This is a genomic window from Kribbella sp. NPDC104740, assembly GCF_055583505.1.
The window spans coordinates 1,757,415-1,782,502 of record NZ_JBVJNV010000001.1 but is presented as its reverse complement, the minus strand read 5'-3'; the positions used below and the strand labels follow the sequence as shown (position 1 = coordinate 1,782,502).

Here is a 25,088-nt window from a genome sequence, read left to right as displayed (position 1 = left end):
TTCCCTCCCAGAAATCCCGAGGCAGCGGGCGGAATTGCCCGCGCCCAAGCCATGCGCCCCCTCAGACGAGGTTGGGCATCATCCCCGCGACCTGCTCGAAGACCCGCCACAGAACGGCGAGCAGCACCGGCGCGCCGAGCAGGTAGGCCTCCCAGCGACCGATCCGGCCGCGGAACCACACCACCGCGGCCAGTACGACGATCAGCGCCTCCAGCCAGAGCACCAGCGGCAGTACGCCGGACAGGTCCGTGCCGAACGCCTGCTGGCTGTCCGGCACGCGCGAGACCCGTCCCCCGGCGTCGGGCTGCACCTGTCCCTCGATCAGCTCCGCGTCGAGATAGACCGTTGCCGAAGGCACCGGACTGCCTTCAGCGGTGACCAGCGTGAGCCGGGACCCGCCGTCGGCGAGCTGCTCGGGCAGCGGATCGCCGCCCCGGCGTACGCCGGTCACGCGGTAGCCGAACTTGCCCTGACCGGTGGTCACATCGATCCGCGACCCGACGATCAGCTTCGGCACCGATCGGAAGGGCGCCCCGAAAGTCAGCCCGCGCCCGTACAGGACGGAGACGCCGGCCTGCCCGGGCAGCGGGGTGTCGGCGCGGTGCCCGGGGCCGTCGCGCAGGACCGTCCCGGTCGTCCCCTCGCGGATCACCTGGTGCAGGTCGAGCCCCGGCACGTCCATCACGGCGACCGGCTCGCCGATCGCGGTCCCGGCGCCCAGCGGCGCGGTCGCCTCGGCGAGCTCGCTGCGGATCTCGTCGTACGCGATGTCCTGGGCGCGGTTGAACTGGAGTGCGCCGAGCATCAGCACGTAGATGAGGAAGGCGGCGATCCCGAGGGCGAACAGCCGCGTGGCGTCGGCGGCGAGCTGGGGACGCAGCGGGAGCTCGGCCTGCACCTTCGTCTTGATCCGCACCCCCACGGCGACTGCGGTCACTGCCCCGCTCGCTTCTTCTGCAGGTGCCGCGAGACCAGCGTCGGGACGAGCAGCAGCAGGAGCACCTCGAGCGCGGTCAGCAGACCGAGGTTCCGCAGCATGTCGCCGCCACCGCGCTCACCCCCGATCTCCGTGACGCTCCCGGTCGGCTCGTACGCCGTGTTGCTGTTGCCCCCGGCATTGATCGTCTGGCCGGTCTCGGGGTCGGTCGACGGCTTGGCCTGGTTCGGCAGTTGCCCCCCGGTCTTCGGGTCGACGACGTTGTTGCTGCCGTTCCCGCCGCCCCCACCTTGGCCGGTCCCGTTGGTGGTACCGCCACCCCCGGAGCTGTTGTCGTTGCCGCCACCACCCCCGTTGCCGTTCGGGTTCCCGTTTCCACCACCCGGGTTGCCCGGGTTGCTGGGCCCACCACCGGGCCCGTTCACGCACACCCCGTTCACCGCCGGCCCGGCACCCTCCCGATCGCAAGCCAACGGCTGCGGCGCCACATCCGCGAGCACGTTCCGGTTCAGGTTCCGCCCGTCGAACGTCGGGTTCCCGCACTTGCGGATGTCGGTCGCCGTGGTCGGACTCCCCGGCACCTTCGCCACCTGGCTGAACGCGGCCTGCACCAGGTTCAGCGGCAGCGGTGAGTACCCGAGCGGCGCCGCCTTCTGCTGGCCGCGGCACAGGAAGTACGACGCGAAGTCCGCCAGCGTCTGCCCCTTGGCCGGGCTCAGGTTCGCGGTCGGCAGGATCATGTACGAGTACGACGACAGCGGGTACGTCCGCGGGTCGGTGTGGTTGAACACCCCGGTCAGCTTCTGGGTCAGGTACGACGGCCCGGGCCGGGTCTCGATCTGCGCGCGGGTCAGCGCCACCGCCGTGTTGTACGCCGTCGGCAGCGTGTAGTAGCCGGCGTTGTTGCGCACCTTCGCGACCGGGTAGTCCTTGCCCAGCGCGTACGAGTACTCGACGTACCCGATCGCGCCGTCGGCGTACTCGGCGGAGATGTAGCCGGCCATCTGGCTCGACCCGCCCTGGGACCGGACGCCGGGGAAGTTCTTCGTCGGGTAGTACGACGTCTGGCCGCAGAGCCGGCCCTGGGTGGACCGGCAGAAGTCGTCCCAGACGGCCTTGTGCTGGGTGTTCATCCAGATCGTGAACTGCGCGGTGGTGCCGGAGCCGTCGGAGCGGACCACCGGGATGATCTTCTTGTTCGGCAGCGCCTTGCCGTTGTTGTCCCGGGTGATCTGCGCGTCGTTCCAGTTGGTGATCCGGCCGGTGAAGATCCTGGTGATCGTGTCCCCGGACAGCCGCAGGTCGCGGTAGAGCTTGCCGCCGACCTTGATCTGGTACATGAACGCCGTCCCGCCGGCCACGATCGGCATGTACGCGTAGGCGCGGCCGGCCGAGGTGTCGGCCTGACCGGTCAGCGGGTCGGTGCCCTGGTACGGGATCTCGCTGATCGCGAAGTCGACCAGCTTGTTGGCGAAGTCCAGCCGGCCGCGCGACGAGCCACCGCCGCCGTACTCGACCCGCATGCCCTGCGGCTCGACGTCGCGGATCCACTGGTCCAGCGCGTTCTGCGACCAGGTCGAGCCGGTGCCGTAGATCGGCGCGTACGCCGTACCGGCCGCGTGTGCGGGAACGGCACCGGCCAGCGCACTGGCCGCGACGAGCAGCAGCGCGAGCACCAGGGTGCGGAGCCGACGCCCGGCGGTGGGTCGTCGCATCAGAGGTGTCCTCTCGGGTTTCAGCGGGTTCCGGACCGGCCGCGACCGGCGATCCAGCGGGAGAAGGCGAACAGCAGCAGGACCAGCACGAGCAGCAGCGCCGCGGCGCCGAACGCCCGGCTGATGTAGTTGTCCTCGGGTGACTGCGACATCTTGAAGGTGAACAGCGGCAGCGAGGTCATCGGTCCGGAGAACGGGTTGAGATTCAGGTACGTCGTGAAGCCGGCCGTGAGCAGCACCGGACTCGTCTCGCCGATCCCGCGCGCGGTGCCGAGCACCAGCGCGGTCGCGAGCCCCGGCCGGGCCGTCGGCAGGACGACGGACCAGACCGTGCGCCACTGCGTCGCGCCGAGCGCCAGCGACGCCTCGCGCAACCCGCTCGGCACCAGCCGCAGGACGACCTCGGCCGAGCGCGCGATGATCGGCAGCATCATCACCGACAGGGCCATCGCGGCGACGAAGCCGGACAGCCGCATCCCGAGGCCGATCAGCAGGACGACGTACGCAAACAAGCCGGCCACGATCGACGGCAGCGCGGTCATCGCCTCGACCACCGAGCGGACCAGCTTCGCCGCGCGGCCCCCGACCTCGGTGAGGTAGACGGCGCAGAGCACGCCGAGCGGGAGCGTGACGGCGATCGCGATGCTGATCTGGATCAGCGTGCCCGCGAGTGCGTGCAGGGCGCCGCCGGTCGACAGCGGTTCGAGCGGGCCCGCCGTACTGAGGTCGCTGGTGAAGAAGTTGCGGTGCGACAGGGCGGCGACACCGCGGTAGAGGGTGTAGCCGACGACGCTGAACAGGGCGATGCCGACCAGTCCGGCGGCGCTGTGCGCGAGAATCACGGCGAAGCGGTCGGCCAGTACAACGCGGCCGCGGCGCAGGCCGGTGATCAGTGTGTAGAACGCCGTGAAGGCGAGCCACCAGCAGACGATGAAGCCGAGGGTGCCCTCGGTCGGCAGGATGCGGCTGTAGAGGACCCAGGTCAGCGAGAGCCCCGCGACCACCGAGCCGAGCAGGTTGGCCCGGTCCTCGACGTCGACGACGCGGAGTTGGCGGCGTGCCGGTTCGTCCATCTCAGATCTCCGTTCCGGCGCCGCTGCGGCTGCGGCTCACGACGAAGCCCGCGACGAGGTTGACGATCAGCGTGATCACGAACAGCACCAGGCCGGCCGCCATCAGCGCGTTCAGCTGCGCGCCCGACGCCTCGCCGTACCGGAGCGCGATCATCGACGAGATCGTGATCGAGCCGGACTGCAGCAGGTGCCAGTTGATCTCGAACAGCGGCGACACGATCATCACCACCGCGATCGTCTCGCCGAGCGCGCGACCGAGACCGAGCATCGTGCCGCCGATGATGCCGCCGCGGCCGAACGGGAGCACTACCGCGCGGACCACACCCCAGCCGGTCGAGCCGAGCGCGAGCGCGGCCTCGCGCTCACCGCGCGGCGTCTGGTCGAACACCTCGCGCATCACCGCGCAGGCGATCGGCATCACCATCATCGCGACCACCACGCCGGCGATGAACGCCGAGGACGCGTACGTCGCACCGTCGAAGACCGCCGCGTCCGGGTCGGTGTCGACCCGGAACAGCGGGAACCAGCCGAACCAGTCGGTCAGCCAGCGGGACAGGTGGATGATCCGCGGCTGCAGCAGGAAGAACCCCCACAGCCCGTAGACGATCGACGGCACCGCGACCATCAGGTCGACCAGCGCGACCAGCGACTTCTTCAGGCCGCGCGGCGCCCACTCGGTGATGTAGAGCGCGGTGGCCAGCGCGACCGGGAACGAGATCAGGATCGCGGTGGTCGCGACGACCACCGTGCCGAACAGGACCGCGGCGACGCCGATCTGGTTCGCTTCGGGGTTCCAGGACTGCTCGGTGAAGAACTTCCAGCCGTACGTCGCCAGCGTCGGTTTCGCCTGGTAGGCCAGGAAGATCCCGATCCCGCCGGTGATCAGCAGGACGAGCCCGCCACCACCGCGGGCGATCCACCGGAAGACCACGTCAGCGGGCGCCGTGGAACCTCTGATTTTCCGTACTTCCACGTCAGAACTCATCGACCCGGCTCTCGAGTCAACGGTGGACCCGCTGTCACCGTGGCCTGCTCGACGGCCTCGCTGAACCGCCGGAACGAGCGCCGGGCGTCGATCCGGCGGGCGAACGCCCCCGGGCAACGCACCTCCGGGCCGTCGGCCGCCGCCAGCTCCCAGCGCCAGCGTCCGTCGCGGTCACGCCGCAACGTCGGTTCCGCGTCGCGGACCAGGCGGCGTACGGCCGCCAGTTCGTCGCGAGGCGACCGGGTCCCCATCCGGCCCATCGCGAGTGGCCGGTTGTTCCCCGACAACAGTCTCCAGCGGCTCGCACCGCCTCGCGGATCGTTCAGGAACTGCATCCGCACCCCCACCGCTCCCTCCCCAGCTACTCCCCCGGCAGTGATCTGCTTCCGAGCGTCACCAGGTGGGGACAACGCGTGGTGAACCGTTGCAGAGCGGGACATGAACACGCTTTCCGGCATGTCCTGACAAAGCAGCGATTAGGTGCTTGTGGCAACTATTTGTAGCGCGCGACCTCGTCCAGCGGCCGGGGTTCCTCGCGGATCTGCACGGTCTCACCGACCCGCTCGACGGCGGCCCACGGCACGTACCAGACCTGCCCCAGCTTCCAGTGCACGAGCCGCCGCAGCAACGCCGGACCGACGTGCCGCTCGTACCCGAACAACCGGGTGGCCCGCTTCTCGACCACGATCAGCCCGTCGATCCGCAACGCCGCCTGCCGGGACGTCAGCAGCGGACCGTCCTGCACCAGCCGGACGTCGGCGACCCCACCGATCTCGTTGCCGTTGGCATCGACCACGCGACGGCCGAGCAGCTCATTCAGTCGCATCGCCGGCTCCTGGGATCCGGTCGATGACGTGCTGCTCGACCCAGTCGTCGTGCCGGTCCAGATCCAGGTCCTGGTTGAGAATCTCGACCGCGGAGCCGATCTCGGTGATCTGGTTGGCGGGGATGCGCTCCCGGCCGGAGATCAGCGCGGTCACGACCGGTACGTCGGCGTCGAGGTCGAGCTCGACGTCGTCGATCTTGCCGAGCATCCGCCCGCTGTGCTGGTCGAGCAGCTGCCGGTCCAGCAGGTGCAGCTGCGCGTGCAGAACCCGTCCGGTCATCACTGCCCCGCCTTCGTCACGATCATCAACGGGATCGCCGCGATCGATGCCACGAGCAACAACCCCAGGTAGATCAGGGCCAGGAAGTTGCGCACCCGGCCGTTCTTTCCGGCGCCCATGTAGTCCGGGTCGTTGGCGACGATCAGGATCGGCAGGTAGGTCAGCGGCAGCGCCATCGCGGCGAAGACCACGGAGTACTCGGTCACCTTCACCGGGTCGACCGCGGTGAGCAGCGTCAGCACCGAGAGCAGCAGGCAGACGATGATCACCAGGTGGAACCTCGACGCCTCCCGCGGCCGGACGAACTTGCCCCACTGCCAGCCGCGGTACTGCGCGATCGTGTAGCCGCAGGACAGCGCGGTCTCCAGCGCAGCGCCGAAGGTCGCCGCGAACATCCCGACCAGGACGACCGCCAACCCGAGCTGCCCCAGCGCGACCGCCGTCGGCAGCGCGACCTGGCCGAGCGTGCTGACCTGGATCCCGGCCGGCAGGTAGATGACGGCCGCGCAGCCCGCGATCGCGAGCGACAGCAGCCCACCGAGCGGGAACCCGATGAACACGTTCGTTCGCTCGGTGGCGAGATCTCGCCGCGTCCACTTCTCCTCGACACCGCCGCTGGAGAAGAAGAACACCTCGTACGGCGTCATCGCCGCGCCGAACAGCGCGATCGCGTAGTACGCGTACGTCGCCCACGACTCGTGCCCGATCGGGTGCGGACTGGTCGCCTGGTGCAGCAACTGCCCCCAGTCCGGGCCGAGCTTCCAGAGCGCCACGGCGAACACGATCAGCAGCAGCCCCATCAGCCCGAAGGTGGTCTCCAGCTTGGAGAACTTCACCTTCCAGATCACCAGCCAGACCGCGAACGCGGCGAGCGGCATCCAGAGCAGGTAGTTCACCCCGCTGGCCAGCTCGAACGCGAGCGCGATGCCGCCGATCTCGGCGACGAGCGTGAGGACGGTGACGAGGAATGACGAGACGAGCGTGACGAAGCCGGTCTTCGGCCCCAGCCGCTCGCGGATCAGGTCGAACACGGGTCGGCCCGAGACGGCGACGACGCGGCCCGCCATGTCGGCGTACAGGCAGATCCCGATCACGCCGACCACGACCACCCAGGCCAGGTGCATCCCGAACCGCGCGCCGACGAGGGCGTTCGTGACCAGGTCCCCGATGTCGACGAAGCCGCCGATCGCGGTGAGGATGCCGAGTGTGACGGCCAGCAGCTTCTTCACTGAGCGAGCTCCAGGAGCTGCTGTGCGCTCTTCTCCAAGGCTGGGACCTGCTGAACCGCCGCGGCCTCGTCGCCGTTGCCGAGCGCGATCCGTGTCTCGGTCACCACTGCGACCGCATCATCGAGCACCTGACTGACCCGGTCGTACTGGGCGCGCGCCTCGGCGGTCTCAGGCTGCTGACCGTCGAACCCGGAGACGACCCCACCGAGCGCCTTCTCCGAGTCCTTCACCAACTGCCCCGCGGGCTGCGGCCAGAGCTTCCCGTCGCTGAGCTGCTGCACCGCCAGCCGCGCGGTCCCGACCTCGGCGGCAGCCTCACGCGCGGCCTGCGCCCCGGCGTCCTGGATCTTCTGCTCAGGCCCCGCACACGCGGTCAGGCAGACCACCAGCAGGACGCCCAGCACCCACTTCATCCGCCGCTCCCAGGTCCGCCGTCATCCGCCGGATCCGGTACCCATCAGTCGTCGATATAACCTCCGGGCAACTACTTGCCTCAGCTGGTCGGGCCGAGGGCGGCGACGTACTCGGCGCCGGAGATCGCCGTGCCGAAGCGGGGGAAGACGTAGGAGACCGCGAAGTCGTGCGCGGCGGCGTCGAGGCCGGTCATCGCGTCGGTCAGGTAGACGGTCGCATAGCCGAGGTCGTCGGCGACCCGGCCGGTGGACTCGACGCCGAAATTGGTGGCGATCCCGGCGAGCGCGACGGTGGCGATGTCGCGCTTGCGCAGCTCGTCGTCGAGGCCGGTGCCCTGGAAGGCGCCGACCGTGCGCTTCACGATCTCCAGGTCGCCCGGTTGCGGGTCGAGCTCCGGCGCGAGCTCGCTGCCCTCAGGCTGTACGCCGACGCCCGGGCGCTCCACGCGCACATGCACCACGGTCCCGCCGACCGACCGCGTCGCCTTCGCCAGCGCGATGCACCGCTCCAGCACCTCGCGGCCGGCCAGCGGCGCGGTCTCGAGCGCGATGATCCGCGGCATCAAGTCGATCAGCACGAGGGCGGTCCGCCGGGCTTCCACACTGAAAGTCATCCCCCGACCCTAGCCGCCCCCACATGAGGTGTGGGGGCGGCAGGAGTCCTACTACTGCAGTCCGGCGGCCAGCTGTTCGGCGTACTGGACGTCCTTCTCCTTCGCCGAGAAGCCGAACCGGAAGGTCCCGCCCTCGTACGTGCCCACCGGCAGCGCGCGCCCACCCGGCTGCCACAGCGGCTGCCAGGCGACCGCGCCGTTCGGCGGGTCGTACCAGTGGTTGTCGGCCGACCACGCCGACCCCGCCTTGTACGCCGTGACGACGCTCAGCCCAGCGCCCGTCGCCATCGACCAGGCCGGCAGCCCGGCGACATCGCCGTTCCGCTCGAAACCACTCGGATCACCCTGGTTCCCGAGCGCCGAGTCGACGTTGAGCGCGACCTCCCACACCGGCGCGGTCGTCGCCCCCTTCACGTTCCACCGTAGCGAGGTGTCGAACGTCCGCGCACCGAACGCGAACGTCCAGTCCGCGGTCACCGGCTCGTCGTTGAAGGTGATGCCCTTCAGCGTCAGCCGGTCCTGCCGCGACTCCACCCGCGCGGCCGGTCCGGCCGTGTCGGTGGCGCCGAAGTTCCCGACCGCCAGGTACGGCGCGGTGGAGCGCGACGACGAGTCGAGCGCGGCCTTGTACTTCCCGCGCCCCGACGGATCGACCTCGAGCTTCCGAAGCGCCGCCCGCGGGGCGCTCTGGATGTCGGCCCGGTAGTACTTCGTCGAGACGACCCGCCCCTTCGTCACCTGCAGCGCGTCGAAGTCGAGCGGTGCGACGTACAGCCCGCCCTTGCCCCACCCGGCGCCGGTGACCCACCACTTGCGCCCGTCCTGGACGACCTCGGCAGCGTGCGCCGCGATCGTCCCGACCAACTGGTCGACGGTGAACTTCAGCGGGTCCTTGCTCTTGTACACCTTCGTCGACTCGTACCCACCGTCACAGCAGACGAACAGGTACCAGTCCGACCCACGCTGTACGACGAACGGCGACTCCGTCGGCCCGCCGAACGTCCCCGTCGCGGGATGCTGGAACGCCGTCTTCCGCTCGCTCCAGTGCCGCAGATCCGGACTGGTGCGATAGGCAACGATGTGGTTGCCCCCGGCAGGCGTCGAGTTGGCGGTGTAGTACATCACCCACTGGTTGCCGACCCGGTGCACCATCGGGTCGCGCCCGTCGAAGCCGTCGGTGAACAGCGGGTTCGCCGCCGTGTCGCGGGTCCAGGTGACGAGGTCCTTCGACGTCGCCAGCTGCATCCGGTACGCCGTGTGGTCCTCGGTGCCGCCGGCGTAGAACATGTAGTAGGTGCCCGCGTCGTACATCACGTACGGCGCCCAGATGTGGCTCTCCCCGGCCGCCAGGTCGGCGAACAGCGCGGGCGCCTGCTTGGTCCACGGCCCGTTCGGCGTCGGCGCCGTGGCGTGCCCGAAGCTCTTCTCGTCGAGCGGGTTCGCCGGCTCGGCGTGCGTGATCGCGTACACGTGCCAGGTCCCGGTCTTGCGGTCCTGGACGAGCGTGTGGTCGTTGTAGTACCACTGCTCGTTCTCGCCCACGCTCGGGTCGTACACCTTCACGAACTTACCGGCCGCGACCACGCGGTCCACCTGCACGTACGGCGTACTGCGCACCCGGTCGTCACCTCCTCCGTGTCCGGCCGACGCCGGCAGGGCCGCCCCGCTCAGGAGGGCGGCTCCGGCCAGCGCCGCCAGGATCCGTCGCCCGCGCATCAGCTGAGCTCCAGATCCAGCACGTCCACGCCGGCCAGGAAGTTGGCCGCCGCGGCGTTCTTCCCGGTCAGCGTGACGCTCAGCTGGTGCTTGCCGGCGGCAAGCGTCGCGTTGCCCAGGTCAACCTTCTGGGTGCCGACGCCAACGGCCTGGTAGCCGTCGAACGAGACCGGCTGGTTGCCGTCGACGGCGAGGTCGACGATCCCGTAGTCGGCGGCCTTGGTCAGCACCGACGACAGCTTGTAGGTCCCCGCCGACGGCACCGAGAACTCGAGCACCACCTTGTCACCCGCCTTCGTTCCGTGGATCCACAGTTGGCTTCCGCCCGACCAGCTGACGCCGCAGCAGTTGCCCTGCGGGTCGACCGGCACGGTCGCGGAGACGGCCGGCAGCAGCGACTCGGCCTCGACCCGGATCGTGCTGCCCGAGGTCGCCTGCGCGGTCGCGGACTTCGTGCTCTCCTGCCCGGCCAGGTCGACCGCCGAGACCCGGTACTTCCAGGTCTCCTTGAGCCCGAGCGCCCGGTGCACGAAGCCGGGAACGGTGCTCGTCCCGATCAGCTTCTCGGCGGCACCGGCCTTCGCGCCGTACACCTTGTACTGCGCGATCCCACTGTCGTCCGACGCCTCCGACCAGGTCAGCCCGATCGCGTTGTCGGTCCGCCCGGTCGCGACCAGGTTCGTCGCGGCGGCCGGCGCCTTGCGGTCGGCGTACGGGAGGACGAGCGACTGGACGGCGTACGCGGCGGCGGTCCAGGCGGGGGCACCGGCGGTCGGCCGGAGCTCGATGCTCAGCTTGGTCTTGCCGAAGGTGAGCGACGCCGGGAGCTGGTAGTTGTCGTCGAGCCAGCGCTGCCGGTCGTTGCCGAGCGGCTGCAACCAGGTACCCGCGTCCTTGCCGTTGACAACCACCTTGGCGGACTGCCAGGCGACGTTCTGGTCACCGGTACGGCGCAACGTGACGCCGCGGTTGATCGGGTCGACCTTGACCTCGAACTTGATCGCGCTCGTCGCCGAGCGCACCTGGTCGGTGAGCACGGTGTCGTCGTGGTCGCCCTCGTAGACCGAGGTCAGGTCCGCGGTCTGCGCACCGGAGTCGGCGTACTTGTGCTGGGTGCGGCTGGCCGCCGAGCCGGTGTCGATGCGGTCGGTCTCGCGGGCCCCGAACAGCGCGCTGGAGCCGAGCGTCGGCGCGGTGTAGAGGTACGCGGTCGAGCCGTAGATCGAGGTGTGGTCGTTCTGCTGCCCGTGCTCGATGCCGAAGGCCAGCTGGTTCTGGAAGCCGATCGAGTCGGTGATGTGCAGGCGCCAGGCGCTGTCGCACTCGACCGCGCAGGCGCCCAGCCGGACCTCGTGCCCGGAGTTGCCGTGGAACGGCGTCGAGTAGGTGCCCTGGTTGAAGTACCAGCCGGACTCGTAGTAGTCCTCGGTGCCGGTGCCGTGGATCGCCGGGGTGCGCTCGCCGTCGACGTACACGCGCTCGTCACCCTCGAGGTAGCCACGGGTGTTGCCGTCGGGCTGCAGGCCCTCCATGGTCTGGGAGACGCCGACGAACTTGCCGCGACCGGTGCTCTGGGCAATCATCCAGTCCTGGCCGGTGACCGTTTGCGCCCGGTGCGAGAGCGCGGTGAAGTAGCCGCTGGTCCCGGTCAGCAGGTCGACGGCCGCGCCGGCGTCGCGGGCCGAGGTGACCTCGCCCTGACCGGTCAGCCGGTACGCCGACTTGTTGACCAGCGTGACGGTGGCCTTGGCGACGTACGGCATCGGCCACCAGGCCGAGTACCAGCCGTCCGGGTCCATCCCGAAGAACAGGCTGTGCACCGGGTTCTCGCCGAGCCCGGAGCCGAAGAACTCGCCGACCGGCGCGTCCACCTGGAGCTTGCCGTCGACAACGACCTGGACGCGGGCGCCGGCCAGCAGCGCGTCGGAGGACTTGACCCGCTCGAGGTCCTCGTCGGTCGCGGCGTACGGCATCGAGTTGCGGCCGGTCCACTTCTGCTGGGTGTTGGTGTAGTGGTGCGCCTGCTCCTCGGCCGGGTGCTCGGTACCGAGGTCGAGGGTGTCGGTGCGCTGCGCGGTGCCACCGACGATCGAGTCGGCCCAGTAGGTGAACTCGTTGAAGTCCAGGTCCGACGAGACGAACTCGTTGCGGATGGTCAGGGTCGACTTGCCCGCGGTCAGCGCGGCCGGCAGGTCGAGGACCTGGTCGTACCACTGCGCGCCGGCGGCCGGCAGCGGCGCCCACTCGCCGGCGACGACGCCGTCGACGAGGACCTTCGCGCGCTGGTTGCCGATCTTGCGGTCCATCCGGCGGATCAGCTTGACACCGGTGTTGGCCGGGTCGACCGCCATCGTGAACTCGCTGGTGCCGGTGTGCGCACGGCCGTCGTCGGAGACGCTCTTCAGGTTCAGGCCCTGGATGGCCGGGAACTTCAGCCGCAGCGCGCTCAGCTCACCGGGGCCTGTCGCCTCGGCCAGCTTCACCTGCGCGCCGGGCTTGAGGTCGACGGCCTTGGCCGTCGTACGGGCTCCTGGCTTGGCCGGCTTCGGGTCCTTCGTCCCGGCGGCCTTGAGCAGCGCGACGACGTCCTCGGCCTTGTCGGCCGGGTCGAAGGTCCGGACGCCGCCGGCGTCGGGGAACTCGCGGTAGTCGACGTGGTAGAAGTACGGGTTGCTCTGCGTGGTGACCTTCATCGAGTGCTGGTACGGCATCGGGACGCGGACGTAGACGCCGCCGCTGGTCTCCATCGCGTTCGCGACCAGCGGGTAGACGAACGGTGCGCCGAGCTTGCCGTCCACCAGGTCCTGCAGGCTCGTGTCGACGACCTTCTTGCCGTCGAGCTCGATGGTGATCTTGCCGGTCTTGGTGACGTTGCCCTCGTCGCGGGTGAACCAGATCGAGGCGACCTCGCCCGGCCCGGCGTCCTCGGCGATCACGCAGCCGGAGGCGTCGGTGCGCAGGCACGAGTAGGTGCCGTCGAACCCGTCGTTGTTGGTGCCGTCGCGGCCGAAGCTGGAGAACTGCTTGGTGCGGACCCCGTTCTGCAGCTCGGGCAGGCGGTCGAGCCGCCGGTAGACGTCCCAGCCGACCGGGCCGTTGCCCCCGGCCACGCTCGGCGCCGCCGGTGCGGCGGACGTCGTACCGGCGGAAACCGCCGGAAGAACAAGGAGTGATCCCAGCAGAACTGCGGTGGCGCGGCGCAGCGACCTGGTCATAGGCGGGCCTTCCCAGAAGCTCGGAAATCGATTTCTCAGATGTCTACCATCCGGGCTGTGGCGTTGAGAAGGGTTCGCTGCGCAGATTCTGGAATGAACCTCCCGTTCCACCAGTTGGTCACCCGATGGGCCGTTGTGTTGCCACGGGCGACAGACTGGACCCGCAGTCCGATCTTCCAGTCCTCACCCGCAGGAGACACCGATGAGTTCTGCTCCAGCCCAGATCGCCGTCACCGGCCTCGCCGTGATGGGCCGCAACCTGGCCCGGAACCTGGCCCGCAACGGCTTCCGCGTCGCCGTCCACAACCGGTCCCAGGGCCGCACGGACGCACTGGTCGAGGAGTTCGGCCACGAGGGTGAGTTCGTCCCCGCCGCGGACCTGCCGGCGCTGGTGGAGTCGCTCGAGACGCCGCGCAAGATCATCATCATGGTCAAGGCCGGCGAGCCGACCGACGCGGTGATCGACGAACTGGTGCCGCTGCTGTCCGAGGGCGACATCGTCGTCGACGCGGGCAACGCGCACTTCGCCGACACCCGCCGCCGCGAGGACGCACTGAAGGCGAAGGGCCTGCACTTCGTCGGCGCCGGCGTCTCCGGCGGCGAGGAGGGCGCGCTGAACGGCCCGAGCATCATGCCCGGCGGCTCGACCTTCGCCTACGCGGCGCTGGAGCCGATGCTGACCAAGATCTCCGCGCACGTCGGCGGCGAGCCGTGCTGCGTGCACGTCGGCCCGGACGGCGCCGGCCACTTCGTCAAGATGCTGCACAACGGCATCGAGTACGCCGACATGCAGCTGATCGCGGAGTCCTACGACCTGCTCCGCCAGGTGCTCGGGCTGTCCGCGTCCGAGGTGGCCGACGTGTTCCGCGAGTGGAACAGCGGCGACCTGGAGTCGTTCCTGATCGAGATCACCGCCGAGGTGCTGTCCCAGGTCGACGAGTCGACCGGCGGGCCGTTCGTCGACGTCGTCCTCGACCAGGCCGAGCAGAAGGGCACCGGGCGCTGGACCGTCCAGGTCGCGCTCGACCTCGGAATCCCGGTCAGCGGGATGGCCGAGGCCGTCTTCGCGCGCTCGCTGTCCGGCGACGTCGTACGGCGTAAGGCCGGCGCGGGCGCGCTGCCCGGGCCGTCCGGCTTCGAGGCTCCGGCCGACCGGGACGCGTTCATCGAGGACGTGCGGCACGCGCTGTACTCGTCGAAGCTGGTCGCCTACGCGCAGGGCTTCGACGCGATCCGGGCCGCCTCCGAGCAGTACGGCTGGAACATCGACCTGGGCGCGATGGCCAAGATCTGGCGCGGCGGCTGCATCATCCGGGCCCGCTTCCTGGACCGGATCAAGGAGGCCTACGACCGCGACGCGAACCTGCCGTCGCTGCTCGTCGACGACTACTTCAAGGAAGCCGTCGCGAACGGCCAGGAGGCGTGGCGCCGGGTCGTCGGCGTCGCCGCCGCCGCGGGCATCCCCGCGCCGGGCTTCTCGGCCTCACTCTCGTACTACGACGGCCTGCGCGCCGAGCGCCTGCCGGCCGCGCTGATCCAGGGCCTGCGCGACCTGTTCGGCGCGCACACCTACCACCGGGTCGACCGCGAGGGCGCGTTCCACCTCGACTGGTCCGGTGACCGCAAGGAGCACGACGCCTGAGGTAGTTGACGCTGCAGTGGGATTGGCGCTGAGATCGAACATATGTTCTACTGTTCACTCAGCGCCAGCCCGCTCCGGCGGGGACATGTTCACCCAGGGAGATCGCCGCAACGATGACTGTAGACACTTTTGCAGCTGAAGCTCAGACCGACACCGTCGACACTCCCGCCGACGCGACCGACGTGACCGCCCCCGACGCGGACACCACCACCCCGGCTGCCGACGCTTCCGCCTCGGACGCCCCCGCCGCCCCGGACGCTTCGTCCGATGCCTCGTCCGACGCTTCGTCCTCCGACGAGCCGACCCCGGCTCCGGCCCCCGCGGCGGAGAAGCCCAAGAAGGCCCCCGCCAAGAAGGCCCCCGCGAAGAAGACCAAGACCCTCGAACTCACCCTCACCGTCACCGGCACCGCCGACGGCGAGTGGAAGGCCGAGCTCAAGCAGGGCAACAGCTACATCGCCAAAAACCTCCTGGTCGCCGCGGCCGCGGTCTCCCGCGCCGCCAAGGAACTCCACGAGGACCTCTCCGGCCCCATCGACGAGGTCATCGACGCCGCCCGCGAACAGCAGGCCGCCAAGGTCGCCGCCCTCGAAGCCGAGCTCGAAGCAGCCCGCCGAGCCCTCGCCGAACTCGACGACTGACCCCCAATCCCGCAGTCGGCCGGGGACTTCCCTTCCCCACCGACCGTGGCCCCCTGGGCGGGGACAGAGGCGTCCGCCCCCACCCAGCGCACTGAGGAGCATGCCGGGCCGTCGAAAGACGGCCCGGCATGACGCGTTCCGCCCAGGAACGCAGCCCAAGCCGGCAACCCCAGCCCAGACCGGTCACCCGCCCGGGGACCTCAGCCCCAGCCGGCCACCCGGCCAACAACCCCAGCCCCAGCCGGTCACCACCGAAGCCAAAGGTGTGAAGGGCAATGGCCCACCCCAAGGTGACGCCTGCTGACTTCTCGCCCAAACAGCAAGCCTGTACCTGGTAATCGGCGGAGGTAGGCGAGAAGTACACAGGTGGCACCTACCCGCACCCAACCGCCAACCCGCAGCCGGCGCCGCGAGGCTGGAACCACCCGCACCCGACCTACGTACGCCAACCCCAGCCGGTCAGCCGACCAGCAACCCCAGCCCCCGCCGGTCAGCCGAAAAGCAACCCCAGCCCCAACCGGTCGCGGTACAGACAACCCCAGCCCCAACCGGTCACCCAGCAAGCGACCTCAGCCACAGCCGTTCGCCGTACAGACAACCCCAGCCCCAACGGTCGCCGTACAAGCCCCCGCACCCCACAAACCACGTGATGGGACCCCCGCTCCCATGCGACGGTTACCCCGTGCCCACCCCCGTCACCACCCCCGCCGACGACCCCACTCTCCTCACCATCCTCAAAGCCGCAGCCCTCCCACCCACCGGCGACTTCCTCCTCAAAGCCGGCTGGGTCAGCCGCGTCTGGCTCGGCGAAAACCACGTAGTACGCCTCAGCACCGGAAAGTTCCGCGACGCCTACCGCCACGAAGCAGCCGTCGTCGCCCTCCTAACCGGCACCGACGTCCCCCACGCCCGCCACCTCGCCCAAGGCACCGCCCCACAAGGCCCTTGGTCGATCACCGAACGAATCCCCGGCCGAACCCTCCACGAAACCTGGCCAACCGCGGACACCCCCACCCGCCAATCGATCATCAAAAGCCTGGGCGCAGCGATGCGCGCCCTCCACCGCATCCCCGCCCCGCCCAACCTCCGCCCACCCTGGCTGATCGACGCCCTAGCAGGCCAACCATGGCCCGCCTTTCACCCACCAGTGGTGTCCGCAACACTCCAACAGGTCGAAGCAGCCCAGCAACACAAAGACCACGACCCACAGCTACTCAAAGACGTCACCGCCTGGATCCAAGAGCGCCTCCCGCTCTTCGCCACCGACGAACAAGTCCTCGTCCACGGCGACCTCCACGGCTCCAACATCATGGTCGACCAAGGCGAAGTCACCGGCCTCATCGACTTCGCCGAGGCAGTAGCCCAACCCGCAGACGTCGAGCTCGACACCCTCCTCCGCTGGTGCGCAACCGCACGCGACTACCCACCCACCCCAGACCGCCAGGGCCTCGACGAATCCACTCTCACAGAAGTCCCCACCTGGCTGCACAACGCCTACCCGGAGCTCTTCGAGCGCGACCACCTCCGCGAGCGCTTGAACTTCTACGACCTGTACGTCGAACTGGCGATCCACGCCCACCACTCCCAGCCCGACATCCGCCGAGCAGCACAGCAGCGCATCGCGAAGCTTCTCTCCGGCCACAACCACCTGGACAGACTCCGCTGGTAGCACCAGGCCGCGACCGTTCTTCCCGCCACCTCCCATCAGCGACGAATGTTTCCACCGATTCGCCGTAAAAGATGTGACGCATCCGGCACGCCGGACTTCTGGGCGAGCGCCACCCGCGCGCCGTACCGTATTTGCTCTGGGTTCACCTTCCGGGCCCTGGCCGCTCCGAACAGAAGAGGTCAGATGAGCACCTTCCACGACCTGGGATCGCTGCTGATGGTCCGCGGCGCCGACGAGCTCGACCACGCCGGCGGCACGCTCTACGTTCACCTGCACCGCGTCGCCAAGCGGCTGACCACCCTCGGCGCCTCCGACACTCTCGTCCTCGCTGGCCTGGCGCACGCGGCGTACGGCACCGACGGCTTCCCCACCCACCTCTTCGACTGGCAGAACGAACGCCCGGTCCTCGAAGCCGCGATCGGTCCCGAGGCGGAGCAGCTCGTCTACCGGTACGGCGCTTGCGAGCGCGAGACCACCTGGCGCGACCTGGCCGAGCACCACACGGTCACCGACCGCTTCACCGGTACGTCGGAGGAGCTGTCGACCGCCGAGCTGCGCGACTTCGTCGACCTCTCGATCGTCAACGAGCTGGACGTCCTCGACCACGCGCCGCACCTGGCCGGCAAGCTCCGCCCGTACCTCCAGGAGCTCATCCCCCGCTGGCAGTCCCTCGCCTCCCCTGCAGTTCTCGCCGACGCGACCCGAACCCTCGAACTGTCCCCGGCACCCAGCTGACCTAGTGGTGCGCGAACTCCCGCATCGTCGTGAGCACGACCGCGACGAGCAGCGCGGTCACGCCCGCCGCCGTGCACAACCACAGCGGAAAGTCCGTGAACGCCGCCGTACCGGCGAAAACCACCGGCCCGGCATGGACGCCGACCAACCGCCGATGCCGCCGTAACCACCGCAGGATCGGCGGGGCCGGCATCCCCACCGGCACCAGCAGCACGAGCGCGATCAGCCCGACCACGAGCCCTCGCCGGTCCATCACCAGCGCGGCCAGCAGCAACCACACCAGTGGCGCGAACACGAGCATCCACCACGGCGGTTGCCAGAGCTCGGACCGTTCCGGCTCCGGTCCGGCTTCACTGTCCGACACGGCCCTGCGCCTCCTCACGCGCTGCCCCGGATACGAGTCTGGCAGGTCCAGAAAACATTCCTGGAAAACGGTAGGCCGACAACGCATGATCGATACATGGCCCAGTACGAAGTGATCGCCCGCACCCGGCAAGCCCGGCGCCTGACCACGTCCGCCTACCTCGACTCGGCGAAGCTCGACAAGGGCATGCGCTTCGTCCGTACCGAAACGCTCCCGGACGGCCGCGTGGCCGTCGTACTGCAGCACAAGTCCAGCCCCCGCAAGCACGACTTCGCCGCAGCCACGGCGCACCGGACCCTCGCCCAGCTCGGCATCCCGGCGATCGAGGTCGAGCAACTGGACCTCTTCCGCCTCGACAAGCACGGCCGTGCCCTGGTCCGATCCTGGAAGCAGCCCCCGGCCGACCCGTCCGGCGACCGCGAACCCCGCCACCCGCTCCCGAACCCGCCGAGTCTGCGCGCGACCAAGGACTAGACAGTTGCTGTCGGCGGCGGTCACTAGCATCCGGCAGCATGAACGCATCCCGCATCGAGCAGCCGGCTGATCTCGACCTCGTCCGTACGTCGTACGACCGCGTCGCCGACACCTACGTCGAGCTGAACCTCGGCGACCTCACGGCGTCCCCGTGGCTGCGGACCGCCGTCGACGGTTTCGCGACCGCGGTCCAGGGCCTCGGACCGGTGCTCGATGTCGGCTGCGGCCCCGGCGACGTCACGGCGTACCTGGCCGACCGCGGGCTCGACGTGCGCGGCGTCGACCTGTCCCCGCGCATGATCGAGCACGCCCGCCGGCGCTACCCGGATCAGCAGTTCGCCGTCGCCTCAGCGACCGAGCTCGACCTCCCCGACTCCTCGCTCGGCGGAATCCTCGGCTGGTGGTCCCTCTTCAACCTGCCCCGGGAAACGCTCGCCCAGGTCCTCGAGTCGTTCGCCCGCGCTCTCGTCCCCGGCGGCCACCTGATCCTCGGCCTGCATCAGGGCAACGGCGAGATCCACCGCACCGAGGCGTACGGCGGGGTGCCTGTCACGTGGACGACCCACCTGTGGCAGCCCGAAGACCTCTGGGCGCTGCTCGACAAAGCAGGCCTCGCTCCGGTCGCCGACCTGCGGCTGTCCGAGAGCGTCGCCGGCGTACCGTCACTGGCCTTGGTCGCAAAGCGCGCGTAGGGCGGTGGCGTAGGCCCGCGGGTGACTGGTGTTGCCGTTGTGGCCGCCGGGGAACTCCTGGACTTGAGCGCCGACCAGCTCGCCCAGCGCCACCGCGCATTGCCGGTCGAACACGTTCTTCGGCGTCGTCCTCCCGACCGCCGGCACGATGCGCGTCGACGTGCCGCGGAGCGCACCGACCTCGAGCGTGTCGTGGACGATCGCCGTGAAGTCGTGCTCGACGAAGAAGCCGAAGTTCGCGACCCGTTGGGCGTTCATCGGCTGCGGTGTCAGATCAGGCTCGGCGTTCCGGTTGCTCGGGTCGATGCCGAGCACCTCCGCGACCTGCTTCAGCGTCGACGCCAGCCCTTCGCGGCGATGCACGTCCTGGAGGTGCAGCAGTTCCCGCTCGTGCCGCGTCCGCTCCTCCTCCGGAAGCAGCCGCGGCGTCACCGGCTCGTGCGCGATCAGCGTCCCGAGCTGCCCCGGGTGATCGACGACGACATGCAGCCCGATCGACGCCCCGAGGCTGCACCCGAGCATCGTGACCGGCTCATCGGTCAGCTTCGCCAGCAGCAGGTGTACGTCGTACGCGTGGTCAGCGAGCGTGACCCCCTGCCCCGGCTCGTCGAGGCGACTGCGCGAGAGCCCGCGCCGGTCGTAGGTGATCACCCGGAAGTAGCCGACCAGCCGATCGACAAGATCCCGGCTGCGCCCCGCGTCACCCTCCCCGCTCTGCCCGATCAGCAGCACGGGCCCGCTGCCCCGGACCTCGTAGTACAGCTCCGCCCCCGGCACCTTCAGCGTGTTCTCCATGCCGATCACCGTAATCCATCATTTCTGATGCATCAAGAGTGATACAATTTGCGCTGTGAACGGCGTAGACCTCTTCCTCCTCGGCCGCACCCTGATGAAGCTCGGCGAACAAGCCCTCCCCACCGAAGGCATCGGCGACCACTCGACGAGCGTGCGCACGGTCCTGATCGTCGTCAGCGACGTCCGCACCCACCCCGGCAGCGCCGTCGGCGAGATCGCCGCCCGCACCGGCCTCCCCCAAAGCGCCGTCTCAGCCGCCCTCGCCCGCCTCCGCGAAGCCGGCGCCGTCACCACCGAGCCGGACCCCAGAGACCGCCGCCGCTCGATCGTCACCCCAGCCCCCAACCCCTCACCCCGAGTCGCCGAAGTCCGCGCGGCCCCGATCGACGACACCCTCGCCACGGTTCTGGACGACCCCAGCCAGGTCGCGGAGGTCGTCGACCTGCTGGCGAAACTCGCCCAGTACCTCACCCCTGAGGCCGTCGCCCGCCTGCGGGCTTAACCCCACCGCGGCCGTGCTGAGGTAAGTCGCCGCCAGGGCTTGATGGGGGCGCCATCGTGCTGGGTCGGCGTGCAGGCTTGGCGGGAAGGCGTCCTGGTGGCCGAGGCGGAGGGCTATCTCGTGGGCGGTGTCCTCGGTGAGGCCGGGGATGGCTACGAGGTTGGTGATCAGCGCGGTGAGAGGTTGCGGGTTCAGGAGGGTCGGGTGGGTGGCGTGCGCCTGCCCGATCGCTCCTGGGAGGCCGGGGGCGGGGAGGAGTGCTTCGGCTGAGGGGAAGAGATGGGTGAGGCCGTGCGGGAGGCCTGGTACGGGATGGCCGAAGCGCGCGACCAGTTCACCGGCGAGCGCGCGGGCGTCGGTGAGAGTGTTGCCTTGGGCAAGGGCTGACTGGACTGCCGCCTCCAGCGGCCCCCAGGCGCCGGGGACGCGGAGGCCCGGGCGGCGGCGTATGAGGGGACCGAGGACGGCGTCCGAATCGTCGGCCGGGGCGCTGTCGACGCCGACCATGCGGGCGGCGCGTTCGACGACGTGGATGAGGCCTTCCCAGTACGGCAGGTGGGCGCGCAGGATCAGGTGATCGCCGGTGCCTGGGGAGAGTTCGAGCAGCCCAGGGCCGCCGTCGAGCGCGATCGTTCGGCGGTACGTGCGGTCGGCGACCGACTCGACGCCGGGGATCGCGCGGGCGGCGAAGAACGCGAGCATCGCGTCCCAGTCGTACGGCGGCTGGTACGGCAGCCGCAGCACCAGCCCGCCGTCGGCGGTCAGCCGGTCAGCGCGCCGACGACGCTCGCGGAGCTCGCGTGGTGCGGCGCGGAAGACCTGGCGGATCTCGCGGTTGAACTGCCGCAGGCTGCCGAAACCCGAGGCGAACGCGACGTCCGCGACGCTCAGCTCCGAGTCGTCGAGCAACCGCCGCGCGAAGTGCGCCCGCCGGGACCGCGCGAGCTGATCGGGTGTCACCCCGAGGTGTTCGCGGAACATTCGCCGCAGATGCCGAGGCGACACCGCGAGCCGTTCGCCCAGCGCCACCTCGGTCCCGTCGTCGAGCACGCCGTCGATGATCAGCTGGACCGCCCGGCACACCATCTCGGGCGCCCGGGCGTCCACCGGCGAAGCGACGCGATACGGCCGGCACCGCAGACAAGCCCGAAACCCGGCCGCCTCCGCGGCGGCCGCCAGCTCGAACGTCCGCACGTTCTCCGCCAGCGGCTTGGCCCCGCAGCCCGGTCGGCAGTAGATGCCGGTCGTCACCACCGCCGAATAGGTCGTCACCCCATCAGGTATAGGTCATCCGCGGACCACCCGACCAGCCAGATCCGGACACGCTCCGACCACCTCAGCGAGGTCAGATGGGTCGGGTGGTCGCAAGGGTCCCTGTCCGAATCTGGCCAGACCTACCCCTCCCGGACGGCCGATGCTTTTCCCGTCAAGTCATCTCCGAAAGGTCGAATCACCATGCTGTGCAAGGTTTTCCCGATCGAGTTGAAGGCCGGAAAGCAGGCCGAGGCCGAGGCGATCGTCGCCGAGTTCGCGCCGCGGGGCCCGGAGCAGGAGGCGGGGACGTTGTCGTTCCGCGTCTACCGCGATCCGGCGCGCGCCGACTACCTGCTGTTCGTCGAGCACTTCGCGGACCAGACGGCGTACGACGCGCACACCGGCTCGGCGGCGTACGAGGAGCTGGTCGCGGGCCGGTTCGGCGAGCTGATCGTCGAGTTCGTGGAGATCGACCACGAGCTGCTGGTCAGCCACTGATGGGCAAGGCCGAGGTGCTGCGCGGGCTCGACCCGCTCGTGCTGCCGAACGTCTGGGATGCCGGCAGCGCCGTGCTCGTCGTCGCGGCGGGCGCGCAGGCGGTCGCCACCACGAGCGGCGGCGTCGCCTGGTCGCTGGGGAAGCCCGATGGACAGGTCGTCACCCGGGACGAGATGGTCGAGCAGGTACGCCGAATCGCCGCGGCTGTCGACGTACCGGTCACGGCGGACATCGAAGGTGGCTATGGCCCAGCGCCCGACGACGTGCGCCGGACCATCGAAGAGATCATCGAGGCCGGCGCGGTCGGGGTGAATCTCGAGGACTCGAAGGCCCCGGGCGGCCCGCTGTTCACACCGGCCGAGCAGGTCGACCGGATCGTCGCAGCACGAAGTGCAGCAGCGGCCGCCGGACTCCCCGAGCTGCTGATCAATGTCCGCACCGATGTCTTCCTCTTCGGCATCGGCCCGGAAGATGGCCGGCTGACCGACGTCCTCGCGAGGGCCAAGCAGTACGCCGAAGCAGGCGCCGACAGCCTCTTCGTCCCCGGCCTCACCGACCTCCCGACCCTCGCCGAACTGACCAGCGCCTCCCCGCTCCCGGTCAACGCGATGGCGGGCCCGGGCGCGCCGTCAGTCGCCGAGCTGCTCGCCCACGGCGTACGCCGGGTCAGCGTCGGTACGGCGATCGCCGAGGCGGCGTACGGCAAGGCCTTCGACGCCGCCCGCCGCCTGCTCGACCAGGGCACCTACGAGGAGAGCAGCCTCGACTTCGGAGCCCTGAACGCTCGCTTCTAGGGCGTGAACACCTCGAAGGACGTCGCGAACGTCGTGCCCAGCCGCGTCCCGCCGGCGCGCGCGACGCCTTCGAGGAACTCCGCCGGGTCGAACCCGCCGAGCCCGTCGATGTACGCCTTGTGCGCGCGCAGCGACGCCAGCCCGGTCTCGTAGGTGTCGGTGGTGTCGACACCGTGCTTGCCCATCGGCGACCCGGCCGCCCACACCTGCCGTACGCCGTTCCAGCGCTCGCCGGCGGTGGGGAAGATCCACCGGTTCGCCGCGTCCCGGACCGCGTCGAGCGACGCGCGCCCGACGGCCATGTGGTCGGCCTGGTTGAGCACGTCGTGCCCGTCCCAGGTCTCGCGGAAGTTGTTGGTGATCACGATCTCCGGCTGGTGCCGGCGGATCACCGCGGTGAGCACCTCGCGCAGCGCGACGCCGTACTCGATCGTGCCGTCCGGCTGGCCGAGGAACTCGACCACGTCGACGCCGACGATCCGCGCCGACTCGATCTGCTCGGCCTCGCGCAGCGGACCGCACTTCGCGGGCTCCAGGCTGTCGATCCCGGCCTCGCCGGAGGTCGCCATCACGTAGACGACCTGCTTGCCCTGCCCGGTCCAGCGCGCGATCGCCGCGGCGGCCCCGAACTCGAGATCGTCGGGGTGCGCCACGATCGCCAGCGCCTTGGTCCAGTCCTCAATTACCGGTTCGAGCGGATTCATGGCGGCAGATTAGTCGCCGAAGACCTTCCGGGAGTAGGGGTTCGCGAACGCGCGGCCCGGATCGAGCCGGTCGCGGACGGCCAGGAAGTCGCCGAAGTGCGGGTACAGCTCGGCGAACCGCTCGGCGCCGAGGGTGTGCAGCTTGCCCCAGTGCGGCCGGCCGCCGTACGCCGCGACGATCTGCTCGAAGGCCGCGAAGTACCGCCCGTGGTCCAGCCGGTGGTACTGGTGGATCGCGATGTACGCCGTCGCGCGGCCCTGCGCGGTGGACAGCCAGATGTCGTCGGCCGCGGCCACCCGGACCTCGATCGGGAACGGGAACCGCTCCCCCGACCGGTCGATCCAGCCGCGCAGCTCGCCGAGCACCTCGACCAGCTTGTCCCGCGGTACGGCGTACTCGGACTCGCGGAAGACCACGTTGCGCTCGGAGCAGAACACCTTGTACGACGCGTCGACGTACTCGCGCGCGGACAGCGCCCGGGAGGCCAGCCGGTTGATCCGCGGCACGATCGCCGGGCGCCGGACCGCGAGCCGGTTGGTCAGCTCGAACACCTTGTTGGACAGCAGTTCGTCGTCGACCCAGCCGCGGATCCGGCTGACCGGTGACGCGCCGACGCCGCCGGAGACCCGGTTGTTGCGTTTGGTCAGCGCGACGTCGGTGTGCGGGAACCAGTAGAACTCGAAATGATCGTTGCCATCAGCAAGCTCATCGAACCCGCTCAGCACCTCGCCGAGCGGCAGCGGCATCTCCTGCGCGCGGAGCAGGAACGCCGGGACGCACTGCAGCGTCATCGCGGTGATCACGCCGAGCGCGCCGACCGACACCCGGGCCGCCGCGAACACGTCAGCGTTCTCGTCGGCCGAGCAGTGCAGCACCGAGCCGTCGGCGGTGACCAGCTCGAGCCCGACGACCTGGGTCGCCAGCCCGCCGAGCTTCGCGCCGGTCCCGTGCGTACCGGTCGAGACGGCGCCGGAGATGGTCTGCTTGTCGATGTCGCCGAGGTTGGCCATCGCGAGGTCGAACGACGCGAGCCCTGCGTTCAGCTTGGCCAGGCCGGTCCCGGCCCCGACGGTCACGCGGCCCGAGGTCCGGTCGGCGGACTGGATCGCGGACAGCCCGTCGAGGCGGACCATCACCTGCTCGGGGACCGAGCAGCCGGTGAACGAGTGGCCGGAGCCGACCGCCTTCAGCTTCTTGCCCTGCTCGGCCGCGGCCTTGACCGCCGCCGCGACCTCGTCGGTCGAGCCCGGACGCAGCACCTCCACGCCGGTCGCCGACTCGGTGCCGGCCCAGTTCCGCCAGGTGTTCATCCGATCCCCT

General features: G+C 70.0%; 25 protein-coding genes and 1 pseudogene. 9 read left to right on the top strand and 17 right to left on the bottom strand.

Annotated elements, in window-relative coordinates; genetic code table 11:
- Positions 1-61: 61 nt before the first annotated feature.
- The 12 genes from ACZ6Z4_RS08370 to ACZ6Z4_RS08315 form a co-directional block, all read right to left on the bottom strand.
- Positions 62-937, bottom strand: a complete 876-nt coding sequence (locus ACZ6Z4_RS08370; RefSeq protein ID WP_465559798.1) for a sortase — start codon at positions 935-937, stop codon at positions 62-64.
- Entirely contained in the window at positions 934-2,652 is a 1,719-nt protein-coding gene (locus ACZ6Z4_RS08365; RefSeq protein ID WP_465559795.1) for a phosphate ABC transporter substrate-binding protein PstS, read from the bottom strand. Before ACZ6Z4_RS08365 ends, ACZ6Z4_RS08370 begins: the two co-directional genes overlap by 4 nt.
- Positions 2,653-2,672: 20 nt before the next feature.
- Positions 2,673-3,725 carry a phosphate ABC transporter permease PstA gene (gene pstA, locus ACZ6Z4_RS08360; protein WP_465559792.1) on the bottom strand — a complete coding sequence of 351 codons (1,053 nt, stop codon included), beginning with the start codon at positions 3,723-3,725 and terminating at the stop codon, positions 2,673-2,675.
- A 1-nt stretch (position 3,726) separates the two neighbouring features.
- Complete coding sequence (pstC, locus tag ACZ6Z4_RS08355; protein ID WP_465559789.1) at positions 3,727-4,698, bottom strand: phosphate ABC transporter permease subunit PstC; 972 nt, start codon at positions 4,696-4,698, stop codon at positions 3,727-3,729.
- A gap of 8 nt (positions 4,699-4,706) precedes the next feature.
- Entirely contained in the window at positions 4,707-5,051 is a 345-nt protein-coding gene (locus tag ACZ6Z4_RS08350; protein WP_465559786.1) for a hypothetical protein, read from the bottom strand.
- A 152-nt stretch (positions 5,052-5,203) separates the two neighbouring features.
- The gene (locus tag ACZ6Z4_RS08345) at positions 5,204-5,536 is read right to left on the bottom strand and encodes a PRC-barrel domain-containing protein (protein ID WP_465559782.1); all 333 of its coding nucleotides are present in this window, start codon (positions 5,534-5,536) and stop codon (positions 5,204-5,206) included.
- Complete coding sequence (locus tag ACZ6Z4_RS08340) at positions 5,523-5,816, bottom strand: hypothetical protein (RefSeq protein WP_465559779.1); 294 nt, start codon at positions 5,814-5,816, stop codon at positions 5,523-5,525. Before ACZ6Z4_RS08340 ends, ACZ6Z4_RS08345 begins: the two co-directional genes overlap by 14 nt.
- Complete coding sequence (locus ACZ6Z4_RS08335) at positions 5,816-7,045, bottom strand: NRAMP family divalent metal transporter (protein WP_465559776.1); 1,230 nt, start codon at positions 7,043-7,045, stop codon at positions 5,816-5,818. Before ACZ6Z4_RS08335 ends, ACZ6Z4_RS08340 begins: the two co-directional genes overlap by 1 nt.
- A complete protein-coding gene (locus tag ACZ6Z4_RS08330; protein WP_465559773.1) occupies positions 7,042-7,458 on the bottom strand; it encodes a hypothetical protein in 417 nt (138 codons plus the stop codon). Before ACZ6Z4_RS08330 ends, ACZ6Z4_RS08335 begins: the two co-directional genes overlap by 4 nt.
- An 80-nt stretch (positions 7,459-7,538) precedes the next feature.
- Positions 7,539-8,072: an isochorismatase family protein gene (locus ACZ6Z4_RS08325; RefSeq protein ID WP_465559770.1), complete on the bottom strand. Its 534-nt coding sequence runs from the start codon at positions 8,070-8,072 to the stop codon at positions 7,539-7,541.
- Between the two features lie 51 nt (positions 8,073-8,123).
- The gene (locus tag ACZ6Z4_RS08320) at positions 8,124-9,788 is read right to left on the bottom strand and encodes a family 43 glycosylhydrolase (protein ID WP_465559767.1); all 1,665 of its coding nucleotides are present in this window, start codon (positions 9,786-9,788) and stop codon (positions 8,124-8,126) included.
- The gene (locus ACZ6Z4_RS08315; RefSeq protein WP_465559764.1) at positions 9,788-13,003 is read right to left on the bottom strand and encodes a glycoside hydrolase family 172 protein; all 3,216 of its coding nucleotides are present in this window, start codon (positions 13,001-13,003) and stop codon (positions 9,788-9,790) included. Before ACZ6Z4_RS08315 ends, ACZ6Z4_RS08320 begins: the two co-directional genes overlap by 1 nt.
- Positions 13,004-13,205: 202 nt before the next feature.
- On the opposite strand from ACZ6Z4_RS08315, the gene gndA reads away from it, so the two are divergent.
- The 4 genes from gndA to ACZ6Z4_RS08295 all read left to right on the top strand — a co-directional run bounded on the left by gndA (position 13,206) and on the right by ACZ6Z4_RS08295 (position 17,690).
- Positions 13,206-14,645, top strand: coding sequence for an NADP-dependent phosphogluconate dehydrogenase (gene gndA / locus ACZ6Z4_RS08310; protein ID WP_465559761.1), 1,440 nt, complete (start codon positions 13,206-13,208; stop codon positions 14,643-14,645).
- A 113-nt stretch (positions 14,646-14,758) separates the two neighbouring features.
- Entirely contained in the window at positions 14,759-15,286 is a 528-nt protein-coding gene (locus tag ACZ6Z4_RS08305; RefSeq protein ID WP_465559758.1) for a DUF6319 family protein, read from the top strand.
- A 649-nt stretch (positions 15,287-15,935) separates the two neighbouring features.
- The gene (locus tag ACZ6Z4_RS08300) at positions 15,936-16,955 is read left to right on the top strand and encodes a phosphotransferase family protein (protein WP_465559755.1); all 1,020 of its coding nucleotides are present in this window, start codon (positions 15,936-15,938) and stop codon (positions 16,953-16,955) included.
- Positions 16,956-17,138: 183 nt separating this feature from the next.
- The gene (locus ACZ6Z4_RS08295; protein WP_465559752.1) at positions 17,139-17,690 is read left to right on the top strand and encodes a DUF6817 domain-containing protein; all 552 of its coding nucleotides are present in this window, start codon (positions 17,139-17,141) and stop codon (positions 17,688-17,690) included.
- A gap of 1 nt (position 17,691) precedes the next feature.
- Here the strand turns inward: ACZ6Z4_RS08295 and ACZ6Z4_RS08290 are convergent, their stop codons facing one another.
- Entirely contained in the window at positions 17,692-18,054 is a 363-nt protein-coding gene (locus ACZ6Z4_RS08290) for a hypothetical protein (protein WP_465559749.1), read from the bottom strand.
- Positions 18,055-18,150: 96 nt separating this feature from the next.
- Here ACZ6Z4_RS08290 and ACZ6Z4_RS08285 point away from each other — a divergent pair, with 96 nt between their 5' ends.
- Together ACZ6Z4_RS08285 and ACZ6Z4_RS08280 are read left to right on the top strand one after the other, a co-directional pair.
- Entirely contained in the window at positions 18,151-18,528 is a 378-nt protein-coding gene (locus ACZ6Z4_RS08285; RefSeq protein ID WP_465559746.1) for a hypothetical protein, read from the top strand.
- Between the two features lie 38 nt (positions 18,529-18,566).
- Entirely contained in the window at positions 18,567-19,220 is a 654-nt protein-coding gene (locus ACZ6Z4_RS08280; RefSeq protein ID WP_465559743.1) for a class I SAM-dependent methyltransferase, read from the top strand.
- On the opposite strand, the gene ACZ6Z4_RS08275 is transcribed toward ACZ6Z4_RS08280, so the two are convergent.
- Positions 19,191-20,015, bottom strand: coding sequence for an alpha/beta fold hydrolase (locus tag ACZ6Z4_RS08275; protein ID WP_465559740.1), 825 nt, complete (start codon positions 20,013-20,015; stop codon positions 19,191-19,193). The two genes, ACZ6Z4_RS08280 and ACZ6Z4_RS08275, sit on opposite strands and share 30 nt — an antisense overlap.
- A 94-nt stretch (positions 20,016-20,109) precedes the next feature.
- Here ACZ6Z4_RS08275 and ACZ6Z4_RS08270 point away from each other — a divergent pair.
- A pseudogene (locus tag ACZ6Z4_RS08270) lies at positions 20,110-20,337 on the top strand (MarR family transcriptional regulator); the annotation flags it as partial.
- 27 nt (positions 20,338-20,364) lie between these two features.
- On the opposite strand, the gene ACZ6Z4_RS08265 reads toward ACZ6Z4_RS08270, so the two are convergent.
- Positions 20,365-21,789 carry an AlkA N-terminal domain-containing protein gene (locus ACZ6Z4_RS08265; RefSeq protein ID WP_465559737.1) on the bottom strand — a complete coding sequence of 475 codons (1,425 nt, stop codon included), beginning with the start codon at positions 21,787-21,789 and terminating at the stop codon, positions 20,365-20,367.
- A gap of 183 nt (positions 21,790-21,972) precedes the next feature.
- Here ACZ6Z4_RS08265 and ACZ6Z4_RS08260 point away from each other — a divergent pair, with 183 nt between their 5' ends.
- Positions 21,973-22,269 (top strand): putative quinol monooxygenase, encoded by a 297-nt coding sequence (locus ACZ6Z4_RS08260; RefSeq protein ID WP_465559734.1) that lies wholly within the window; start codon positions 21,973-21,975, stop codon positions 22,267-22,269.
- Positions 22,269-23,063 carry an isocitrate lyase/PEP mutase family protein gene (locus tag ACZ6Z4_RS08255; RefSeq protein WP_465559731.1) on the top strand — a complete coding sequence of 265 codons (795 nt, stop codon included), beginning with the start codon at positions 22,269-22,271 and terminating at the stop codon, positions 23,061-23,063. Before ACZ6Z4_RS08260 ends, ACZ6Z4_RS08255 begins: the two co-directional genes overlap by 1 nt.
- Here the strand turns inward: ACZ6Z4_RS08255 and ACZ6Z4_RS08250 are convergent.
- Both ACZ6Z4_RS08250 and ACZ6Z4_RS08245 read right to left on the bottom strand, forming a co-directional pair.
- Entirely contained in the window at positions 23,060-23,767 is a 708-nt protein-coding gene (locus ACZ6Z4_RS08250) for a PIG-L deacetylase family protein (protein ID WP_465559728.1), read from the bottom strand. The genes ACZ6Z4_RS08255 and ACZ6Z4_RS08250 overlap by 4 nt on opposite strands.
- A 9-nt stretch (positions 23,768-23,776) precedes the next feature.
- A complete protein-coding gene (locus ACZ6Z4_RS08245; RefSeq protein WP_465559725.1) occupies positions 23,777-25,078 on the bottom strand; it encodes a D-arabinono-1,4-lactone oxidase in 1,302 nt (433 codons plus the stop codon).
- Positions 25,079-25,088 lie beyond the last annotated feature (10 nt).

What these genes read in the sequence shown, in the direction of transcription:
- ACZ6Z4_RS08260 (WP_465559734.1), top strand. Translation starts at nt 21,973, where the DNA reads ATGCTGTGCAAGGTTTTCCCGATCGAGTTGAAGGCCGGAAAGCAGGCC.
- gndA (WP_465559761.1), top strand. Translation starts at nt 13,206, where the DNA reads ATGAGTTCTGCTCCAGCCCAGATCGCCGTCACCGGCCTCGCCGTGATG.
- ACZ6Z4_RS08365 (WP_465559795.1), bottom strand. Translation starts at nt 2,652, where the DNA reads ATGCGACGACCCACCGCCGGGCGTCGGCTCCGCACCCTGGTGCTCGCG.
- ACZ6Z4_RS08285 (WP_465559746.1), top strand. Translation starts at nt 18,151, where the DNA reads ATGGCCCAGTACGAAGTGATCGCCCGCACCCGGCAAGCCCGGCGCCTG.
- ACZ6Z4_RS08295 (WP_465559752.1), top strand. Translation starts at nt 17,139, where the DNA reads ATGAGCACCTTCCACGACCTGGGATCGCTGCTGATGGTCCGCGGCGCC.
- ACZ6Z4_RS08305 (WP_465559758.1), top strand. Translation starts at nt 14,759, where the DNA reads ATGACTGTAGACACTTTTGCAGCTGAAGCTCAGACCGACACCGTCGAC.
- ACZ6Z4_RS08250 (WP_465559728.1), bottom strand. Translation starts at nt 23,767, where the DNA reads ATGAATCCGCTCGAACCGGTAATTGAGGACTGGACCAAGGCGCTGGCG.
- ACZ6Z4_RS08315 (WP_465559764.1), bottom strand. Translation starts at nt 13,003, where the DNA reads ATGACCAGGTCGCTGCGCCGCGCCACCGCAGTTCTGCTGGGATCACTC.
- ACZ6Z4_RS08275 (WP_465559740.1), bottom strand. Translation starts at nt 20,015, where the DNA reads ATGGAGAACACGCTGAAGGTGCCGGGGGCGGAGCTGTACTACGAGGTC.
- ACZ6Z4_RS08245 (WP_465559725.1), bottom strand. Translation starts at nt 25,078, where the DNA reads ATGAACACCTGGCGGAACTGGGCCGGCACCGAGTCGGCGACCGGCGTG.
- ACZ6Z4_RS08345 (WP_465559782.1), bottom strand. Translation starts at nt 5,536, where the DNA reads ATGCGACTGAATGAGCTGCTCGGCCGTCGCGTGGTCGATGCCAACGGC.
- ACZ6Z4_RS08340 (WP_465559779.1), bottom strand. Translation starts at nt 5,816, where the DNA reads ATGACCGGACGGGTTCTGCACGCGCAGCTGCACCTGCTGGACCGGCAG.
- ACZ6Z4_RS08255 (WP_465559731.1), top strand. Translation starts at nt 22,269, where the DNA reads ATGGGCAAGGCCGAGGTGCTGCGCGGGCTCGACCCGCTCGTGCTGCCG.
- ACZ6Z4_RS08300 (WP_465559755.1), top strand. Translation starts at nt 15,936, where the DNA reads ATGGGACCCCCGCTCCCATGCGACGGTTACCCCGTGCCCACCCCCGTC.
- ACZ6Z4_RS08325 (WP_465559770.1), bottom strand. Translation starts at nt 8,072, where the DNA reads ATGACTTTCAGTGTGGAAGCCCGGCGGACCGCCCTCGTGCTGATCGAC.
- ACZ6Z4_RS08330 (WP_465559773.1), bottom strand. Translation starts at nt 7,458, where the DNA reads ATGAAGTGGGTGCTGGGCGTCCTGCTGGTGGTCTGCCTGACCGCGTGT.
- ACZ6Z4_RS08320 (WP_465559767.1), bottom strand. Translation starts at nt 9,788, where the DNA reads ATGCGCGGGCGACGGATCCTGGCGGCGCTGGCCGGAGCCGCCCTCCTG.
- pstA (WP_465559792.1), bottom strand. Translation starts at nt 3,725, where the DNA reads ATGGACGAACCGGCACGCCGCCAACTCCGCGTCGTCGACGTCGAGGAC.
- ACZ6Z4_RS08280 (WP_465559743.1), top strand. Translation starts at nt 18,567, where the DNA reads ATGAACGCATCCCGCATCGAGCAGCCGGCTGATCTCGACCTCGTCCGT.